This window comes from Chitinimonas sp. (assembly GCF_036568685.1).
GTDB lineage: Bacteria > Pseudomonadota > Gammaproteobacteria > Burkholderiales > Chitinimonadaceae > Chitinimonas.
This window is the reverse complement of the sequence record NZ_DATCSC010000021.1, coordinates 48002-64525: the sequence shown is the minus strand read 5'-3', so window position 1 is coordinate 64525 and position 16524 is coordinate 48002. Positions and strand designations below refer to the sequence as shown.

At 63.5% G+C, this 16524-nt stretch carries 12 protein-coding genes; 4 read left to right on the top strand and 8 right to left on the bottom strand.

The window, feature by feature from the left end:
• A partial coding sequence (locus tag VIM95_RS03715; protein WP_331983147.1) for a DNA translocase FtsK occupies nucleotides 1-2361 on the bottom strand: 2361 nt, incomplete at its 3' end.
• Between the two features lie 270 nt (nucleotides 2362-2631).
• Between VIM95_RS03715 and VIM95_RS03710 the strand changes: the two genes are divergently transcribed.
• On the top strand, nucleotides 2632-3465 hold the full coding sequence (locus VIM95_RS03710) for an ABC transporter ATP-binding protein (RefSeq protein WP_331983145.1): 834 nt from the start codon (nucleotides 2632-2634) through the stop codon (nucleotides 3463-3465).
• A 4-nt stretch (nucleotides 3466-3469) separates the two neighbouring features.
• Nucleotides 3470-4675, top strand: coding sequence for an ABC transporter permease (locus tag VIM95_RS03705; protein WP_331983142.1), 1206 nt, complete (start codon nucleotides 3470-3472; stop codon nucleotides 4673-4675).
• A gap of 94 nt (nucleotides 4676-4769) precedes the next feature.
• Here the strand turns inward: VIM95_RS03705 and VIM95_RS03700 are convergent, their stop codons facing one another.
• The 7 genes from VIM95_RS03700 to flhA form a co-directional block, all read right to left on the bottom strand.
• Nucleotides 4770-5696 carry an isoaspartyl peptidase/L-asparaginase gene (locus VIM95_RS03700; RefSeq protein ID WP_331983140.1) on the bottom strand — a complete coding sequence of 309 codons (927 nt, stop codon included), beginning with the start codon at nucleotides 5694-5696 and terminating at the stop codon, nucleotides 4770-4772.
• A gap of 173 nt (nucleotides 5697-5869) precedes the next feature.
• Nucleotides 5870-6613 (bottom strand): lysophospholipid acyltransferase family protein, encoded by a 744-nt coding sequence (locus tag VIM95_RS03695; protein ID WP_331983138.1) that lies wholly within the window; start codon nucleotides 6611-6613, stop codon nucleotides 5870-5872.
• 6 nt (nucleotides 6614-6619) lie between these two features.
• Nucleotides 6620-7360: a flagellar motor protein gene (locus tag VIM95_RS03690; RefSeq protein ID WP_331983136.1), complete on the bottom strand. Its 741-nt coding sequence runs from the start codon at nucleotides 7358-7360 to the stop codon at nucleotides 6620-6622.
• Nucleotides 7361-7426: 66 nt separating this feature from the next.
• A complete protein-coding gene (locus tag VIM95_RS03685) occupies nucleotides 7427-8167 on the bottom strand; it encodes an RNA polymerase sigma factor FliA (protein WP_414648465.1) in 741 nt (246 codons plus the stop codon).
• A 122-nt stretch (nucleotides 8168-8289) separates the two neighbouring features.
• Entirely contained in the window at nucleotides 8290-9180 is an 891-nt protein-coding gene (locus tag VIM95_RS03680) for a MinD/ParA family ATP-binding protein (protein WP_331983132.1), read from the bottom strand.
• Nucleotides 9181-9188: 8 nt separating this feature from the next.
• A complete protein-coding gene (gene flhF / locus VIM95_RS03675) occupies nucleotides 9189-10886 on the bottom strand; it encodes a flagellar biosynthesis protein FlhF (RefSeq protein ID WP_331983130.1) in 1698 nt (565 codons plus the stop codon).
• A gap of 65 nt (nucleotides 10887-10951) precedes the next feature.
• Nucleotides 10952-13036, bottom strand: coding sequence for a flagellar biosynthesis protein FlhA (flhA, locus tag VIM95_RS03670; protein WP_331983128.1), 2085 nt, complete (start codon nucleotides 13034-13036; stop codon nucleotides 10952-10954).
• A 347-nt stretch (nucleotides 13037-13383) separates the two neighbouring features.
• Here flhA and VIM95_RS03665 point away from each other — a divergent pair, with 347 nt between their 5' ends.
• Nucleotides 13384-14052, top strand: a complete 669-nt coding sequence (locus tag VIM95_RS03665; protein WP_331983126.1) for a TetR/AcrR family transcriptional regulator — start codon at nucleotides 13384-13386, stop codon at nucleotides 14050-14052.
• Between the two features lie 19 nt (nucleotides 14053-14071).
• Nucleotides 14072-16522 (top strand): acyl-CoA dehydrogenase, encoded by a 2451-nt coding sequence (locus VIM95_RS03660; RefSeq protein ID WP_331983124.1) that lies wholly within the window; start codon nucleotides 14072-14074, stop codon nucleotides 16520-16522.
• Nucleotides 16523-16524: the final 2 nt, after the last annotated feature.

Genomic DNA, 16524 nt, shown 5'->3' with positions numbered 1-16524 from the left:
CAGCTGGCGCTGCACCGAGGAGATCGAAGCCTTGCGGCTCTTGATCACATAGCTGACTGCCTGGTCGTACATATCGTCGCTCTCGCCATCACCGCCGCCGCCGGTCAGGCCAAACTCACCGCCACCGCCGCCTTCGGCACCTTCCACTGCACCGGTGAGGATGCCCTCGACATAGTTGGGCTCACCCTGGGTCTTGAGGAATTCGACCACGGCGTGTACTTCCTCGTCGGCGACAAAGGCACCGTGGATACGCTGTGGGTAGCCGGTGCCCGGCGGCAGGAAGAGGCCGTCGCCCTGTCCCAGCAGGCTTTCGGCACCCATCTGGTCGAGGATGGTACGGCTGTCGATCTTGCTCGATACCTGGAAGGCACACCGGGTTGGGATATTGGCCTTGATCAGGCCGGTGATCACATCCACCGAGGGGCGCTGGGTAGCCAGGATCAAATGGATGCCTGCGGCACGGGCCTTCTGCGCCAGACGGGCGATCAGCTGTTCGATCTGTTTGCCGGCCACCATCATCAAGTCGGCCAATTCGTCGATCAGTACCACGATCAACGGCAAGCTTTCCAGCGGCTCGGGGTTGTCCGGCGTCAGGCTGAAAGGGTTGGTGAGTTTCTCGCCACGCTTCTCGGCGTCGCGCAGCTTCTGGTTGAAGCCGGCGAGGTTACGCACGCCCATGGCGCTCATCAGCCGGTAGCGCTTTTCCATCTCCGCCACGCACCAGTTGAGCGCGTTGGCGGCGTGTTTCATATCGGTGACCACCGGCGCCAAGAGATGAGGGATGCCCTCGTAGACGCTCAGTTCCAGCATCTTGGGGTCGACCATGATCAGGCGGACTTCCTCGGGCGTGGCCTTGTAGAGGAAGGACAGGATGATGGCGTTCATGGCCACCGACTTACCCGAGCCGGTCGTACCGGCTACCAGCATATGCGGTGCCTTGGCGAGGTCAGTCACCACCGGCTTGCCGGAGATGTCCTTGCCCATGGCCATAGTCAGCAGCGAGCCGGCATCGTGGTAGACCTGCGAGCCCAGGATCTCCGACAAGCGCACGATCTGGCGCTTGGGGTTAGGTAGTTCCAGGCCCATATAGGTCTTGCCGGGAATGGTCTCGACCACCCGGATGCTGACCAGCGACAGCGCTCGCGCCAAGTCCTTCATCAGGTTGACGATCTGCGAGCCTTTCACCCCGGTAGCAGGCTCGATCTCGTAACGGGTGATCACCGGGCCGGGATAGGCGGCGATGACCTTGACCTCGACGCCGAACTCGGCGAGCTTGCGCTCGATCAGGCGCGAGGTGTATTCGATGGTCTCGTGGCTGACCACTTCCTGGATGGCCGCCGGCGGCGACAGCAGGGTCAGGCTGGGCAGCTCGGCATTGCCGCTGCCGATCAGCGCCGGTGCCTTCTTGGTCACCGTCTTGGCCTTGGGCGCAGCGGCCGGTGCCTGGGTCGGGCTGCTGAGCTCGGGTTCCGGCTCCTCCCAAGGCGGCAGGTCTTCCTCGGCAAACAGGGAAGGCTGGGCCTGCGCCTGCTTGGCCTTCTCCTGCGCCTTTTGCTCCTGCTCGATCTCCTTCTGCATGGCCTTGGTCGGCGCGAGATCGAGCACGGGTTCCTCGATGCGCAAGGCAGGCGCGTCCTCGAAGCGTTGCTTCTCGACAGTGACACGTGCCTCTCGGGCAATGGCTGCCTCTTCACCGATCTTGCGGTCCTGGCGTGCCTGCCAGAGCTGCACTACCTGCAGCACATGGTCTTCGATCCAACCACCCACCTTTTCGGTCAGGTCCAGCCAGGAAACCCCGACGAATAGCGACAGGCCGATACCGAAGCTCGCCAGCAGGATCAGGGTGGCGCCGCTGAAGCCCAGGGCATGGAATAGCCAGCCGCCCAGCGCGAGGCCGAGCATGCCGCCAGGCTGGTAGGGCAGCTCGATATGCCAGGTATTGAGGCGCAATGCCTCGAGGCTACAGCTGGAGAGGATCAGCAAGAGGTAGCCGCTGATGGCGACGATGGCCAGACGGTGGTTCTGCTCCACCTTCTCCAGCCGGCGGTAGCCCCACAGGATGGCCGCAAGGCAGAAGATCACCCACCACCAGGCAGAGAAACCGAACAGATAGAGCAGGACGTCGGCCAGCCAGGCGCCAAAGCTGCCGCCCTTGTTGCGGACGGCGACCTGGGTGGCGGCATGCGACCAGCCTGGGTCGGCGGCGTTGTAGCTCGCCAGGATGATGACCAGATAGATACCGGCCACTACGGCAGCCAGCCACCAGCTCTCGCGCAGCACGGCGGCAAATTGCGGCGGCAGCGGGGTGCTGTCGCGCTTGGACGAATTCGGAGCGTTCTTGGGACGGCGTGAGAACAGCATGGGCGATGCACAGGTTGGGACCGGATGATTATAGCGGTTAGCACTTCGATGCTGTTGGCGTAAACGGGTCGTTGCCGAACACCCCGCGCCGTTGCTGGGTCGGCGGCTGTCAGCGGTGGGCGTACTGTCGTATTTCAGGCAGCACGATCCGGCTTTCGTCGCAACGGGGTGCCCGGCAGCAAAGGCTGCGGGCTAGCATGCGGCACGACTGTTACATAGCCATGTGGCAGCCAGAACAGCACGGCGGTAAACCGCCACGAGGAGCCTAGCGTGATCGAAGTCAGCCAGTTGCAAAAGCGCTTTCGCCTGCCCCGGCGCAAGCACAAGCCCAGTGATGACCCGCGTGAATTCGACGGGTATTTCCATGCAGTGCGCGATGTCTCCTTCCAGGTCGCTGCAGGCGAGGTACTGGGCCTGCTCGGCCCCAATGGCGCCGGCAAGACCACCACGCTGCGCATGCTGTCTACCGCCATTGCGCCCAGTCAAGGCCGGATACAGGTGGATGGCGTGGACCTGGTGGCCGACCCGCTGGCCGCACGCGGCCGCATCGGTTTTCTTTCCGGTGCCACCGGGCTCTATGGGCGTCTGACGGTGGCGGAGAACATCCGCTACTTCGGCCAGGCCTACGGCGTACCCGAGGCGGAACTGGCGCCGCGCATCGCCGGCCTGCTTGAACGGCTGGATATGCTGAGCTACGCCGATCGGCGCGTAGACGCATTGTCGGCCGGCATGAAGCAGCGGGCGGCCATCGCCCGCACCGTGATCCATGCGCCAAGGGTGCTGGTTCTCGATGAGCCGACCACTGGCCTCGACATCCTCGGTGCCGAGGTTGTGCTGGACTTCATGCGCGACTGTCTGCAGCAGGGCGTGGCCCTGGTATTTTCCACCCACCAACTGCACGAGGTGGAGGCGCTGTGCCAGCGCGTCTGCATCATCAACCAGGGCATCAGCCGCTACCAGGGCAGTGTTGCTGCGCTGCGTGAAGCCGGCCAGGGCGATCTGGCACGTGGTTACCTGCAGCAGTTGGAGATCGTCAAGCCGACACCGGCGGCAGTGGATGGCGAGGCCGCCGCGGTGGTGGCCTTGGCCGGACAGGAGGGTTGAGCACATGTGGACTGTATTGCGTAAGGAACTGACCGAATTGCTGCGCGACAGGCGCACGTTGATCTTTATGTTGCTGATGCCGGCCTTGGTGATGCCGCTCCTGATTGGCGGCTTTGCCTTGCTGGCCAACTACAAGGCGGAGCAGGAGGCCAAGCGAGTACTGCGTTACGCCGTATTCGGCAGCGAACAGGCGCCCGAGTTGCTGCGCCGTATCGAGGCAACGCCGCGGCTGGAGAGGGTGGGATTGGGTTCGCCCGATGAGATACGCCAGGCCATCAAGGACGAGCGCATCAGCTTTGCGCTAGTGGTGCCGGCAGGCTTTGAGCAGCAGTTGCAACAAGGCCGCGCCATGGCATTGGAGCTGCACTACAACAATGCCGTCTCGGTCGATACCGTTGCGCAGCGCATGAGAACCCTCAGCACCCAATACGGCGAGGACCTGCGGCAGCGCTTTATGAGCGGCCAAGGATTGGGCGAGGAAACCCGCCGCTTCCTGGCGCAGCCGGTGCGGCTGGAGGTGCGTAGCACCGCCAATGAGCGGGAGCGTATCGGTGAGTTGGTCGGCGCCTTCCTGCCCTATCTGCTCTTGATGATCGGCCTGTCGGCCAGCATGGCGGCCGCCATCGATATGGGGGCGGGCGAGAAGGAGCGTGGTACGCTGGAATCTCTCCTGCTGCTGCCGCTGCCACGTAGCCATTTGGTCCTGGCCAAGTTTCTGGCCATTGCCCTGGTCGGCATCGTAGCTGCCGGCGTAGCGGTGACCTCGATGGGTATCTGGGGCATGAGCCTGCTCAAGGGCAATGCGGCGGCCGGAGCGGCCTTGTCGCAGGTGATAGGCGGCATAGGCTGGCGCGAATTTGCCCTCGTTGCGCTCTTGATCCTGCCCGCCAACGCCATCATCGCGGCACTACTCCTGACCATCTCGCTCTATGCGCGCAGCTATAAGGAAGCCGGCAGCTATGGCAGCCAGTTGATGATCCTGTTGATCATGCCCATCCTGCTGGCCCTGCTGCCCAATATGCGGCTGGACAGCGGCTGGGCCTGGGTGCCGATCACCAATATTGCACTGGCGGTGAAGGAGATCGTCAAAGGCACGCTGCAATGGAGCGATATGGCCATCGTACTGGGCTCCACGGGCGCCGTAGCAGGCCTGCTGCTGACAGCCTGTACCTACTTCTGCCGCCGTGAAGAGGTGTTGTTCCGGGCCTAGGCCATTAAAGGCACTGAGGGATGCGTAGAGGCCTCACCAGGTATTGGTGAGGCCTCTTTATTTGCCTTGTTCAGGTGCGGGATGCCGGCGGCGCTTACCTGTAGATGGCGATGCTGCGGTTACCCCAGGCGTCGACCGCAGCCCGGTACATGCCCTCGCTATTGAAGGGCATGGCGACATGGCCCTCCCAATCGACGGCAATCAACCCACCCGAGCCACCGATTTCCACCAGTTGGCCAAAGACGATCTCGTCACAGGCATCGCCCAGCGGCTGGCCGATATAGCGCACCCGGCTGGCCACCTCGTGCGCCGCTGCGCAGCGGATAAAGCTCTCGCCATGGCCGGTACCCGATACGGCCACCAGATCGTCGGCCCAGGTGCCGGCGCCGATGACCGGTGTGTCGCCTATGCGCCCAGCCATCTTGGCGGTGCGTCCACCGGTGGAGGTGGCCGCCGCCAGGCAGCCATGGATATCCAGCGCTACGGCACCGACGGTACCGTGCTTGATCTGCTCGGAGACATCGGCGTCCGTGCCACCGGCGCGCTGTCGGGCGAGCTCGGATTGCAGTGCGTCCCAGCGCTCTTGGGTATGGAAGTAGCTGGCATCGGCAAGGGGTAGGCCCTGCTGCTCGGCAAAGGCGTCGGCCGCGGCAAAGCCCAGCGTGACATGGGGCGTGGCTTCCATGACACGCCGCGCCAGCAACACCGGGTTGCGTACGCGCTGCACCCCGGTGACCGAGCCAGCTCGCCGCTCGCGGCCATCCATCACCGCCGCTTCAAGCTCCACTTGGCCCGCTGCGTTGAAAACTGCGCCGCGGCCAGCGTTGAATAGCGGATTGTCCTCCAGCGCACAGACCGAGACCGTGACGGCATCCAGCGCGCTGCCCCCTGCGGTCAGCACCGCCAGGCCGGCATCCAGCGCCTGGCCCAGGCCCGCCAACAAGGTGGCCTCCTGCTCGGCGCTGATATCGGTCTGGCGCATCGTGCCAGCGCCGCCGTGGATGGCTAGGGCAAAGGGCATGGATAGTCCTAGAGAGTCTCTGCAAATCCCCATATTCTCGCGTCAGCGAGGCTCCCTCGTGGCGGCGAGGGCGGGGGGAGTGGAATAGCGATAAGTCATTGATTCACTTGTGACCGTAAGCGCCCGGCTACGCCGGGCGGTGAGCAACAGCTTCTGTCTTCTGTAGCGCGTCTTTAATCCAAAAAGCGCTGCTGCCAAGCCCTGAACAGACCGTGCGCGTGCTCCTTCATGGCTTCTGCCGAGGTGAAGTGGCCTGGGTCTATGGGCTCGAATACATGGTAGTCCGCGCAGGGGTTGTCTGCGGTGGCGATTTGCCAGATCTTGCGCAGGAAATGCTGGTCGGCCCACTCGAAGGTCTCCTGCGCCTGGTAGTGAAGAAAGACGGGCAGGATGGGCGTGCCACTCTCGAAGCTGGCGGTAAACGCCCCATTGAAGAAACGGTTGCCAAGTCGGCGGCCCTTGCAGCCGCCCTCGGGGTAGAGCGCCAGGCAGTCACCGGCCCTGGCTGCCGCTACCAGCGCCTCGGATGCCGCTTTGCGAGAGGCGGAGGAATCGCGCTGGACGAACAAGGTGCCGGCAGCCACCGCCACGCGGCCGAGTATCCACCAGTCGGCAATCTCTGCCTTGGCCAGGGAGCGGACCGGAAACAGTGCCGGGATGCCGATGTCCTCGAACAGGGAAGGGTGGTTGGCGATCAGCACGTAGCGATCGGGCAGTGCGCCGCGATAGTGCTGATGCAGCCGCAGCCGCACCCCCAGTGCGGCGACAAAAGCCCGGCACCAGGTATGGAAGAGCGTGCGTACGGTACGACCGAACAGGCTGCGGGGCAGGCTGGCGAGGAACAGCAGCAAGAGGGTGAGCAGCAGGAAGTCGAGGATGGCAAGTAGTCGCCACAGCCCACGCAGCAGCGGCACCATGGCGTATCAGACCAGGAAGCCGCGCAGCTTGCTCTCGATGATGCGGGGGTTTTCGCCATGGGCGATGGCAACCAGGCCCTCGGCCAGCAATTCACGCCGCTTTACCTCGGAAGCAATGATCTGCTTGAGCTTGTTGCCTATGGGCAGGAACAGGAGGTTGGCCGAACCCACACCATAGATGGTGGCCACGAAGGCAACCGCGATGCCCGAGCCGAGCTTGGAGGGATCGGTCAGGTTTTCCATCACATGTATCAGGCCCATGACCGCACCCAGGATGCCGATGGTCGGGGCGTAACCGCCTGCGGATTCCCAGATCTTGGCCGCAGCGCGGTGCTTCTCCTCGTAGGCACCGATCTCCAGGTCCATGGTGTGGCGGATCGCTTCCGGCTCGGCACCATCGACCAGCATTTGCAGGGCACGTTTGACAAAGGGGTCTTTCTCGCCCATCAAGGGGGTCTCCAGCGCCAGCAGGCCGCCACGGCGGGCGGTGTTGCTCCAGTTGACCAAGGACTTGACCCAGGGCTCCAGCGCAGCGGATGGGGGCATCAGCACCCAGCGCAGCATCTTGACGCCCATGATGAAGCTGCCGGTACTGCTTTGCAGGAGAACTGCGCCTATTGTGCCGCCCATCACGATCAGAAAAGCGGTCAGCTGTAACAGGGAGCTGATGGTGCCGCCTTCGAGCATCTGCCCGCCGACGATTGCGATAAGGCCGAGGAAAATACCGATCAGGCTCAGTCTATCCATGAGGATGCAGGGTCTTCTTGTTGGCGGGTACGCTGCCGTTTATAGCAGATTTGGCTGGTCGGACGGTCATTTCTGCGTCCAGTCGTGCAGTTTGCTACGCAGGCGGGCGATTGCCTGGCTATGCAACTGGCAGACGCGGGACTCCGAAACATTGAGCACCGCACCAATTTCCTTGAGGTTGAGTTCCTGCTCGTAGTAGAGCGCCATCACCATCTTCTCGCGCTCTGGCAGGGTCTTGATACCGTCGACCAGCACGCGTTTGAAGTCGGCGTCATCTATGCCCCTGATCGGGTCGGCATCATGGTCGGCGGCCATATTGTCGAGCGCGTTGCGGCCGTCTTCTTCGTTGTCATAGTCGTCGTAGTAGATCAGTTGGTGGCCACGGCCGTCAGCCAGCAGCTCCTGGTATTCGGCCAGCGGCATGCCCATGGCCTGAGCCACCTCGGTCTCGGTGGCGGGGCGTCCCAACTGGTGCTCCAGCTTGCTGAGCGCTGTCTCGATATCGCGCATGGAGCGGCGCAGCTGGCGCGGCATCCAATCCGCCTCGCGCAGTTCGTCCAGCATGGCACCACGAATACGCTGGGTGGCGTAGGTCTCGAACTGTACGCCGGCGTCGGGATCGAAATTACGTGCTGCATCCATCAGGCCAATCAGACCGGCCTGGATCAGGTCGTCCACCTCCACACTCGCCGGCAGGCGGGCCACCATATGGTAGGCGAGCTTCTTGACCAGGGGCGCATAAGCAGTGACTCGCGCTTCCACAGGGTCTGCGGCGTGTTGCTTGTAGGCACCGATGGCTCGGGACATGGTCATGCGGGACATGGATCGGAGGAATGACTTCTTTATGCGCCACGTCGGCGGGTTTGCCAACGGGTGAGACGAAGATTAGCAATCGCTGCTATAGCTGACAATGAGGCAATACGCGGCTTTCAGCGAATTGAGGCAAGCCGGCGGCTGACATCCAGCGCGCGGTAGAGCAGATTGGCACGATCAGCACTGGCAATCTTGCGGGGCCAGCGGCGCATGGCATTGGCCAGTTGGGCAAAGGCCACACTGGCCTCGCTTTGCGGAAAGACATGCGCTACTGGCTGGGCCAGCTTGTCGGCACGAGCCAGTTGTTCATCTTCGGGTACGAAACCCACCAGCTTCATCTTCACATCCAGATAGCGGCTCGCTACCTCCTTGACGCGTTGGAACAGGGCCATGGCTGTATCCAGGGTGCGCACCCGGTTGGCCAGCAGGCGGAAGTCCCGGCGGCCGTACTCGGTGTGCAGGCGCTTGATGGCGGCGTAGGCGGCGGTAATGGATTCCCCGGACGGGGTGATGACCACGATCACTTCGTCAGCGGAGAGCGCCAGGCCCGGCGCATTGTCATCCGCCACCGGGCGGGCATCCACCAGCACCCAGTCTATGCGCGCTATCAGGGAATCGTACTCGTCCGCGAGTTGGTTGGCGCGACCGGGCGGCAGATGGCCGGCCAGCGACGCATTGAGCTTGACCGGCATCAACTCGAAGCCTGGTGCCGCCAGCAGTAGCTCATCGAGCCGCACCTCGCGGCCCGCTACATGTTCGAAGCTGAAGCGCTGTCTAAGTTGCAGCCGGTGCACGGCGTTATGGGGGCTGTCGTCCTCGTCCAGCAGCAACACCCGTTGGTCGGTGGCGGCGATGGCGGCGGCGAGATTGAGTGCCAGGGTGGTGACACCGGTGCCGCTACCGCCGGTCAGGGCCATGGCGCGACCGCCAGGGCCACCCACCAGCTTGCGCAGGCTGGCTGCCTGATCGAGCGCGACCGTGGGGACCAGATTATTGAACCTATCCATGGCCATGCTCAGGCGGCAGCCTCGCGCCAGGAGAAGTCCAACGAAGGTTGTTGCGAGCCCAGGAACAGCGGGTATTCCTCATTCTTGAGCCGGTAGGCGGGTGCCTCGGGCGGGGTCTTGAAGACCCGGTCCACCAGGTAGAGGCTGCTGGCCACATGCAGATCTTCCGGCACGCGCTGGCCGTTGGTGATGTAGTAGAGCGGCAGCTTGTAGCGGACGATCACGTCCAGCCCGCTACCCAGCGAGAAGGCTTCGTCGGTCTTGGTAAAGATGCAGCCCGACAAGCCTTCGCCATGGTAGCGCTTGACCACGTCATCCAGCGTGGTGCCCTGGGCATTTGCGCTCAGGAGCAAGAGGCGCTTGACCGGGGTGGTCTGGCCGGCCAGCAGGGCGATCTGCTCCACCACGCGCTGGTCGCGCTGGCCCATGCCGACGGTATCGATCAGCACCAGATGGCGGTTGCGCAGGTCGGCCAGGGTCTGTGCCAGGTCGGTGTCGTCGGTGACCGCATAGACGGGTACACCGAGGATCTTGCCGTAGATGCGCAGCTGGTCCTGGGCGCCCACCCGGTAGCCGTCGGTGGTGATCAGGGCCACCTTGGCTGCACCGTGCTTGAGCGTGGCGCGGGCGGCCAGCTTGGCCACCGTGGTGGTCTTGCCCACGCCGGTCGGTCCCACCAGGGCATAGACACCGCCGGCCTCGACGATATCGGCGCCGGGGCCGACCGTAGGCAGGTTGTGCTGCAGGGCGGTGCGTGCCCACTTCATGCCGCGCTCGGTGCTGTAGCCGCTGGGCATGTGCTCGACGATCTGGCGGCTCAGCGCCGGGCTGAAGCCCACGCTCAAGAGCCGGCGCAGCACCTCCAGCCGCTCAGGTGCGTGCCGCTTGAGTTCGTTCCAGGCGAGGCCGGCCAACTGCCCTTCGAGCAGATTGCGCAGCATCTTGATCTCGCTGGAGATGTCTTCCACCTCCTGGCCGATATTGTCGATGCGACGATCCTGCGCGCCCAGGTCCAGGCTGGCCGGTGCAGTCGGCTTGGCCGAGGGCGGCGCTGGCGCCAGCGGCGGCGGGCTGGGCTCGGCGGCGACGGGTGCGGGGGCTGGGGCGGCAGCCAGTGGCGGCAGGTCGCGGGTATCCAGCGTCGGTTCCTGGCGCGGGCTGTGCACCACGGCCTCATCCAGGTCCGCCTCGGGCGGTTCGTAGCGGTAGCGGGGCTTGAAGCCACTGTCGGCAGCGGTCGGGTGATCGTCCGGCACCACATCGCCACCGATACGCGGCGAAGCCATCATGGTCGGCAGCGGGTTGCTGGGCCGCAGCGTGGGCTGGATGTCGTCAAGACTGGGCTCGTCATCGTCGTCCAGCTCCGGTGGCAGGGCATAGGTCCGCTGTACGGCCCGGTTGCCACCGGCAGGGGGGCGCGGCGGGGTAACGGCTGGCCGGTTGGGCGTCGGTGGCTGGGCCGCAGGGCGGCTATCCGCGGGGTGGCCCGCCACCGGGCGCGGCTCGGTCGGGCGGCTTGTGGGGCGCGATGCCAAGCTGCTCTCACCGCTCAACTGGGCGACTTCGGTGTCGGCCACCGCCATGATCTCGATATGCCCGTCCGGCAACTGCCGGTTCGATAAGATGAGTGCATCCGGCCCAAGCTCATCGCGCACCTGCTTCAGTACTTCACGGGTGCTGGCGCCGTGGAATTTCTTGACGACCATGATCCTGTCCTTTGTGGTCGATGTTCTAAACAGCTCTGTTATGGCTTATTTGCTACGCTGTGGCTTCAGGCGGGGGCGTGCCCGCCCAGTACGCCAACGATGCGTATGGTCTTGTTGTCCGGTATCTCGCTATGCGCCAGCACCCTGAACTGCGGGATGGAGCGGCGCAGGAAGCGGCTCAGGAGCGGGCGCAGTTGCGAGGGCGTGATCAGCACGCTGTTGAGGCCCTGGTTCTCCATCTGCTCGGTGAGCTGGCTGGCCTGCTGCAGCAGGGTTTCGGCAAGGCCGGGCTCCAGGCCGCCGCCACGGCCTTGGCTGGCCTGCAGCAAGACCTGCTCGAGGCCCGGGTCGAGCGCGATGACCTGCAGCTCGCTCTCGCCCGGGAAAAGCTGGTGCACGATTGCGCGGCCCAGGGCAACCCGCACGGCCGAGGTGAGTTCGTCGATGTCGGCCGTCTTGGCCACATGCTCGCCCAAGGTCTCGAGGATGGTGCGCATATCGCGGATATGCATGCTCTCGTCGAGCAGATTCTGCAGCACCTTCTGCAGCACATTGAGCGGCACCAGCTTGGGGACGATGTCCTCGACCAACTTGGGCGATTCCTTGGCCAGATGGTCCAGCAATTGCTGGACCTCCTCGCGCCCCAGCAATTCGGAAGCGTGGCTCTGCAAGAGGTTGGAGATATGGGTCGCCACCACCGTGCTGGCATCCACCACGGTATATCCCAGCGACTGGGCCTGCTCCTTGAGGTGGGCATCGATCCAGATGGCGGGCAGGCCAAAGGTCGGGTCGGTGGTCGGCGTGCCAGGCATGGGACCCATCACCCGGCCGGGGTTGATGGCCAGGAACTGGCCGGGCCAGGCTTCGCCATTGCCCACGTCCACGCCCTTGAGTTGGATGCGGTAGGCGTTGGGCTTGAGTTCGAGGTTGTCGCGGATATGGATGGGCGGCACCAGAAAGCCCATGTCCTGGGCGATCTTCTTGCGGATGCCGCGGATGCGCCGCAGCAACTCGCCATCCTGGTTACGGTCCACCAGCGGGATGATGCGGTAACCCACCTCCAGACCCACCGGGTCGACGCTGGAGACATCGTGCCAGCCCACTTCCTGGGTCTGCTGGGCCTCCTGCGCCTGCTGGGCTTCCTGTGCCGCCGCTGCGGCCTGCTCCTCGGGGGCACGCTCCAGCTTCTTCTTTGCCCGCTGCTCCTGCCACCAGGCAAGGCCGGCCAAGCTCGATGCCATCAGCAGGAAGGCGATGTGCGGCATATTGGGGATCAGGCCAAACACGCCGATCACCGCTGCAGTGATATAGAGGGTGGTGGGGCGCGAAAACAGCTGGCCCAGCAGTTGTTCGGACAGATCCTGACCGTCGCCGACGCGGGATACCACGAGGCCGGCCGCAGTGGAGATGATCAGGCCGGGGATCTGCGCTACCAGGCCGTCACCGATGGACAGCAGGGTGTAGGTCTTGCCCGCCAGCGCGAAGGGCATGTCGTGCGAGATCATGCCGACGATCATGCCGGCCACCAGGTTGATCACGATGATCAGGATGCCGGCCACGGCGTCGCCACGTACGAACTTGGAGGCACCATCCATGGAGCCGAAGAAGTCGGCCTCGTTGGCGATGATCTTGCGGCGGCGGCGGGCTTCGTCTTCGCCGATCAGGCCGGCGTTGAGGTCGGCATCGATCGCCATCTGCTTACCGGGCATGGCGTCCAGGGTGAAGCGGGCGCTCACTTCGGCGATCCGGCCGGCACCCTTGGTGATCACCACGAAATTGATGATGGTGAGGATGACGAACACCACGATACCGATGGCGACATTGCCACCGATCAGGAAGTGGCCGAAGGCCTCGATCACCTTGCCGGCGGCGTCCTCGCCCTTGTTGCCATTGGTCAGGATCACCCGCGTAGAGGCCACGTTCAGCGCCAGCCGCAGGAGCGTGGTCATCAGAAGCACGACCGGGAAGGCCGAGAAGTCCAGCGGCTCCTTGGTATTGATAGCCACCATCAGCACGATGATGGAGACGGCGATATTGAAGGTGAAGAACAGGTCGAGCAGCCACGCCGGTAGCGGCAAGATGAACAACGTCAGCACCATCAGGACGAGGATGGGGCCTGCCAGCGAAGAGAGATTTAGCCGGGAAAACATGCGGTTGCTTTGTGTGGGCGCCTGTGAATCTTGATAAAGCGGTTGCACAAACCGCGCTTCTTCTTTGAATTATCTCATTTTTTCTGCTTTGTCACCTATTCAATGTGGGCTGTGGAGAAAAGCGCAACGCGTCCTGCTGTGTCCTATTGGCGACATTGGGCGGGCTAGGGCGTAGGACGGGCGCAACGCCTGACCATTTTGCTGCGATGCAATCGAGCGCTTGCTTGACAGATGGGTCTGTGAGACGTATGTTTCAAACAACCGTTTGATCGAATGCGCTATGCTAAGCCGGTAGCCCGGCAGAGCCTGGCTCAAGCACAACGGTTCCTCTCACCACGGCAAGACACATGAGCGATCTACTCGAAGCACGGCAAGTTGATACCGCAACCCGGATCCTGGATGCGGCTGAGGTGCTGTTTGTCGAGCACGGCTTCGAAGCGACCTCCATGCGCATGATCACCCAGCGGGCCGAGGTGAACTTGGCGGCGGTCAACTATCACTTTGGCAGCAAGGACGCGCTGTTCCAGGGGGTGTTCACCCGCCGGCTCACGCCGCTGACCCGCCTGGCAGTGCAGAACCTCGACAAGCTTGAGGCAGAGGCGGGTCCGAATGCTCCGTCGGTCGACGCCATCATGCATGCTTTTGTCGATGCAGCGCTCGATATCGCCCATGACCCCAAGCGCGGCGGTGTGATCTTCGTGCGCTTGTTGAGCCGCACCTTTGTCGAGTCGCACCCGGCATTGCGCGAGAGCTTGCCGCGCCACTATGAGGAACTGGTCGCCCGCTATGCGCAGGCGACCGCCAAGGCGCTGCCGCATATCGACAGCAATGAGCTGCAATGGCGGCTCAGCTTTGCCTTCTCGGCCATTTTCAATGCATTCGCAGGCAACAACATCCTGCGACTGTTTGTCAGCGACCCGGTGGTCAATGCGCGCGACCCGCGCCTGATCGCCACCTACCTCGTGCCCTTCGTCGTGGCTGGCCTCATAGCGCCAGCCACCGCAAAGGGCGCTTAACCCTGCTAAGGAAGATCTCATGGCACTCACCATCCTGATCGTTATCCTGGCCATCCTGGCGCTCGGCTATCTGCGTGCGCCTCTGATAGCCTGGACTGTCGCGGCCCTGGCCGGCATCGCCTACGGCGTGTTCGGCCACGGCTGCCATATCGGCTGGCTGATCGGCGCGGGCGTGATCGCGCTGATCCTCAACCTCACCCCGTTGCGCCGTGCCCTGATCACCGGTCCGATCTTCGGCATTTTCAAGAAGATCACCCCGGCTATGTCGCAGACCGAGCAAGAGGCGATCAACGCCGGTACCGTCTGGTGGGATGCTGAGTTGTTCTCCGGCAAGCCGGACTTCCACAAGCTGCATGCCTACGATGCGCCCAAGCTGTCGCCTGAAGAGCAGGCCTTCCTCGACGGTCCGACCGAAGAGCTGTGCCGCATGATCGACGACTGGAAGATCGTCCATGAGCTCAAGGACCTGCCGCCCAATGTCTGGCAGTTCATCAAGGACAATGGCTTCCTGGGCATGATCATCAAGAAGAAATACGGTGGCGTGGAGTTCTCCAACTACGCGCACGCCCGTATTGTCACCAAGATCGCCACCCGTGGCGGTTCGGCCGCGGTGACCGTGATGGTGCCGAACTCGCTCGGCCCGGGTGAGCTGCTGCAGCACTACGGTACCGAAGCCCAGAAGGACTACTACCTCCCGCGCCTGGCCAAGGGCCTGGAAATCCCCTGTTTCGCGCTGACCAGCCCCTACGCCGGCTCCGACGCTGGCGCCATTCCTGACTTCGGCGTCGTGACCCGTGGTTCCTATACCGACCCGCGCACTGGCGAGCGTCATGAGAACGTGGTCGGTATCCGCCTGAGCTGGGAAAAGCGTTGGATCACCCTGGCCCCGGTCGCCACCATCCTCGGTATGGCCTTCAAGCTGTACGACCCGGAACACATCCTGGGTGACAAGGAAGACATCGGCATTACCTGCGCGCTGATCCCGACCGAGCACGAAGGTGTGCAGATCGGCCGTCGTCACTGCCCGCCGGGTTCGGTGTTCATGAACGGCCCGACCATGGGTAAGGATGTGTTCATTCCGCTGGAGTGGATCATCGGTGGCAAGGACTACGCTGGCCAAGGCTGGCGCATGCTGGTCGAGTGTCTGTCGGTGGGTCGTGCCATTTCGCTGCCGGCCATGTCGGTGGCCTCGGGCAAGTTCGCCAGCTTCGTGACCGGCGCCTATGCCCGTATCCGCGAACAGTTCGGTCTGTCGATCGGCAAGTTCGAGGGTGTGGATGAGGCCCTGGCTCGTATCGGTGGCTACACCTACCAGATGGATTCGGCTCAGCGCCTGGCTCTGGCTGGCCTCGACAGCGGCGAAAAGCCCTCGGTCATCTCGGCCATCCTGAAGTACCACAACACCGAGCGCATGCGTAAGGTGCTGAACGACGCCATGGACATCCACGGCGGCAAGGCTGTGGTGCTCGGCCCGCGCAACTATCTGGGCAATGCCTACCAGACCATCCCGGTCGGCATCACTGTGGAAGGTGCCAATATCCTGACCCGTTCCATGATCATCTACGGTCAGGGCGCCATCCGCTGCCATCCCTTCGTGCTGCGCGAAATGAAGGCGGCCATGGGTAACGACGCGGTCGAATTCGACAAGGCCTTCTCTGGCCACATCGGCTTCGTGTTCGACAATGCCATCCGCAGCTTCGTGCTGGGTCTGACCGGCTCCAAGATTGCCTCGGCGCCGGTCGGCGGCGACATCGCCCAGTACTACAAGGACGTGGAGCGTCTGTCCGCAGCCTTCGCGCTGGCTTCCGACATGGCCATGTTCAGCATGGGTGGCTCGCTCAAGTTCCGTGAAAAGATCTCGGCCCGCCTGGGCGATGTGCTGTCCAATCTCTACATCGCCACGGCTGCGCTCAAGCGCTTCGCCGACGATGGCAGTCCGAAGGAAGACCTGCCGCTCTTGAAGTGGTCGGTACTGCAGGCCCTGCACGACGCCCAGGAAGCCATGACCGGTTTCCTGGCCAATCTGCCCAACCGCCCGCTGGCCTTCGTGCTGCGCTGGATCATCTTCCCGCTGGGCCGTCACTTCACCACCCCGCGTGACCGTCTGGGCACCAAGATCGCTCGCCTCCTGATGCAACCGGGTGCTGCCCGTGACCGTCTGACCCGCGACGTGTTCATTCCGCAGGAGGAAACCGATGCCGTTGGCGTGTTGAACCATGCGCTGAACGCCCATATCGAGGCAGAGAGCACCGAAGGCAAGCTGCGCCGCGCTCAGCGCGATGGCAAGCTCAAGGCGCTGAATGCCAAGGGTCGTCTGGACGAGGCACTCAAGGCCGGTTTGATCACCGAGCAGGAGTTCAATGCAGTGACCCGTGCCCGTCGCCTCAAGCGCGAAGTCATCATGGTCGATGACTTCGACAAGATGCTCGACAAGCACGACACCGAGATCAGCTCGCGCGAGCCGGTTTAAAG

Coding starts and splice junctions, on each gene's coding strand:
- VIM95_RS03705 (WP_331983142.1), top strand. CDS start 3,470: ATGTGGACTGTATTGCGTAAGGAACTGACCGAATTGCTGCGCGACAGG.
- VIM95_RS03700 (WP_331983140.1), bottom strand. CDS start 5,696: ATGCCCTTTGCCCTAGCCATCCACGGCGGCGCTGGCACGATGCGCCAG.
- VIM95_RS03695 (WP_331983138.1), bottom strand. CDS start 6,613: ATGGTGCCGCTGCTGCGTGGGCTGTGGCGACTACTTGCCATCCTCGAC.
- VIM95_RS03690 (WP_331983136.1), bottom strand. CDS start 7,360: ATGGATAGACTGAGCCTGATCGGTATTTTCCTCGGCCTTATCGCAATC.
- VIM95_RS03685 (WP_414648465.1), bottom strand. CDS start 8,167: ATGTCCCGAGCCATCGGTGCCTACAAGCAACACGCCGCAGACCCTGTG.
- VIM95_RS03680 (WP_331983132.1), bottom strand. CDS start 9,180: ATGGATAGGTTCAATAATCTGGTCCCCACGGTCGCGCTCGATCAGGCA.
- flhF (WP_331983130.1), bottom strand. CDS start 10,886: ATGGTCGTCAAGAAATTCCACGGCGCCAGCACCCGTGAAGTACTGAAG.
- flhA (WP_331983128.1), bottom strand. CDS start 13,036: ATGTTTTCCCGGCTAAATCTCTCTTCGCTGGCAGGCCCCATCCTCGTC.
- VIM95_RS03665 (WP_331983126.1), top strand. CDS start 13,384: ATGAGCGATCTACTCGAAGCACGGCAAGTTGATACCGCAACCCGGATC.
- VIM95_RS03660 (WP_331983124.1), top strand. CDS start 14,072: ATGGCACTCACCATCCTGATCGTTATCCTGGCCATCCTGGCGCTCGGC.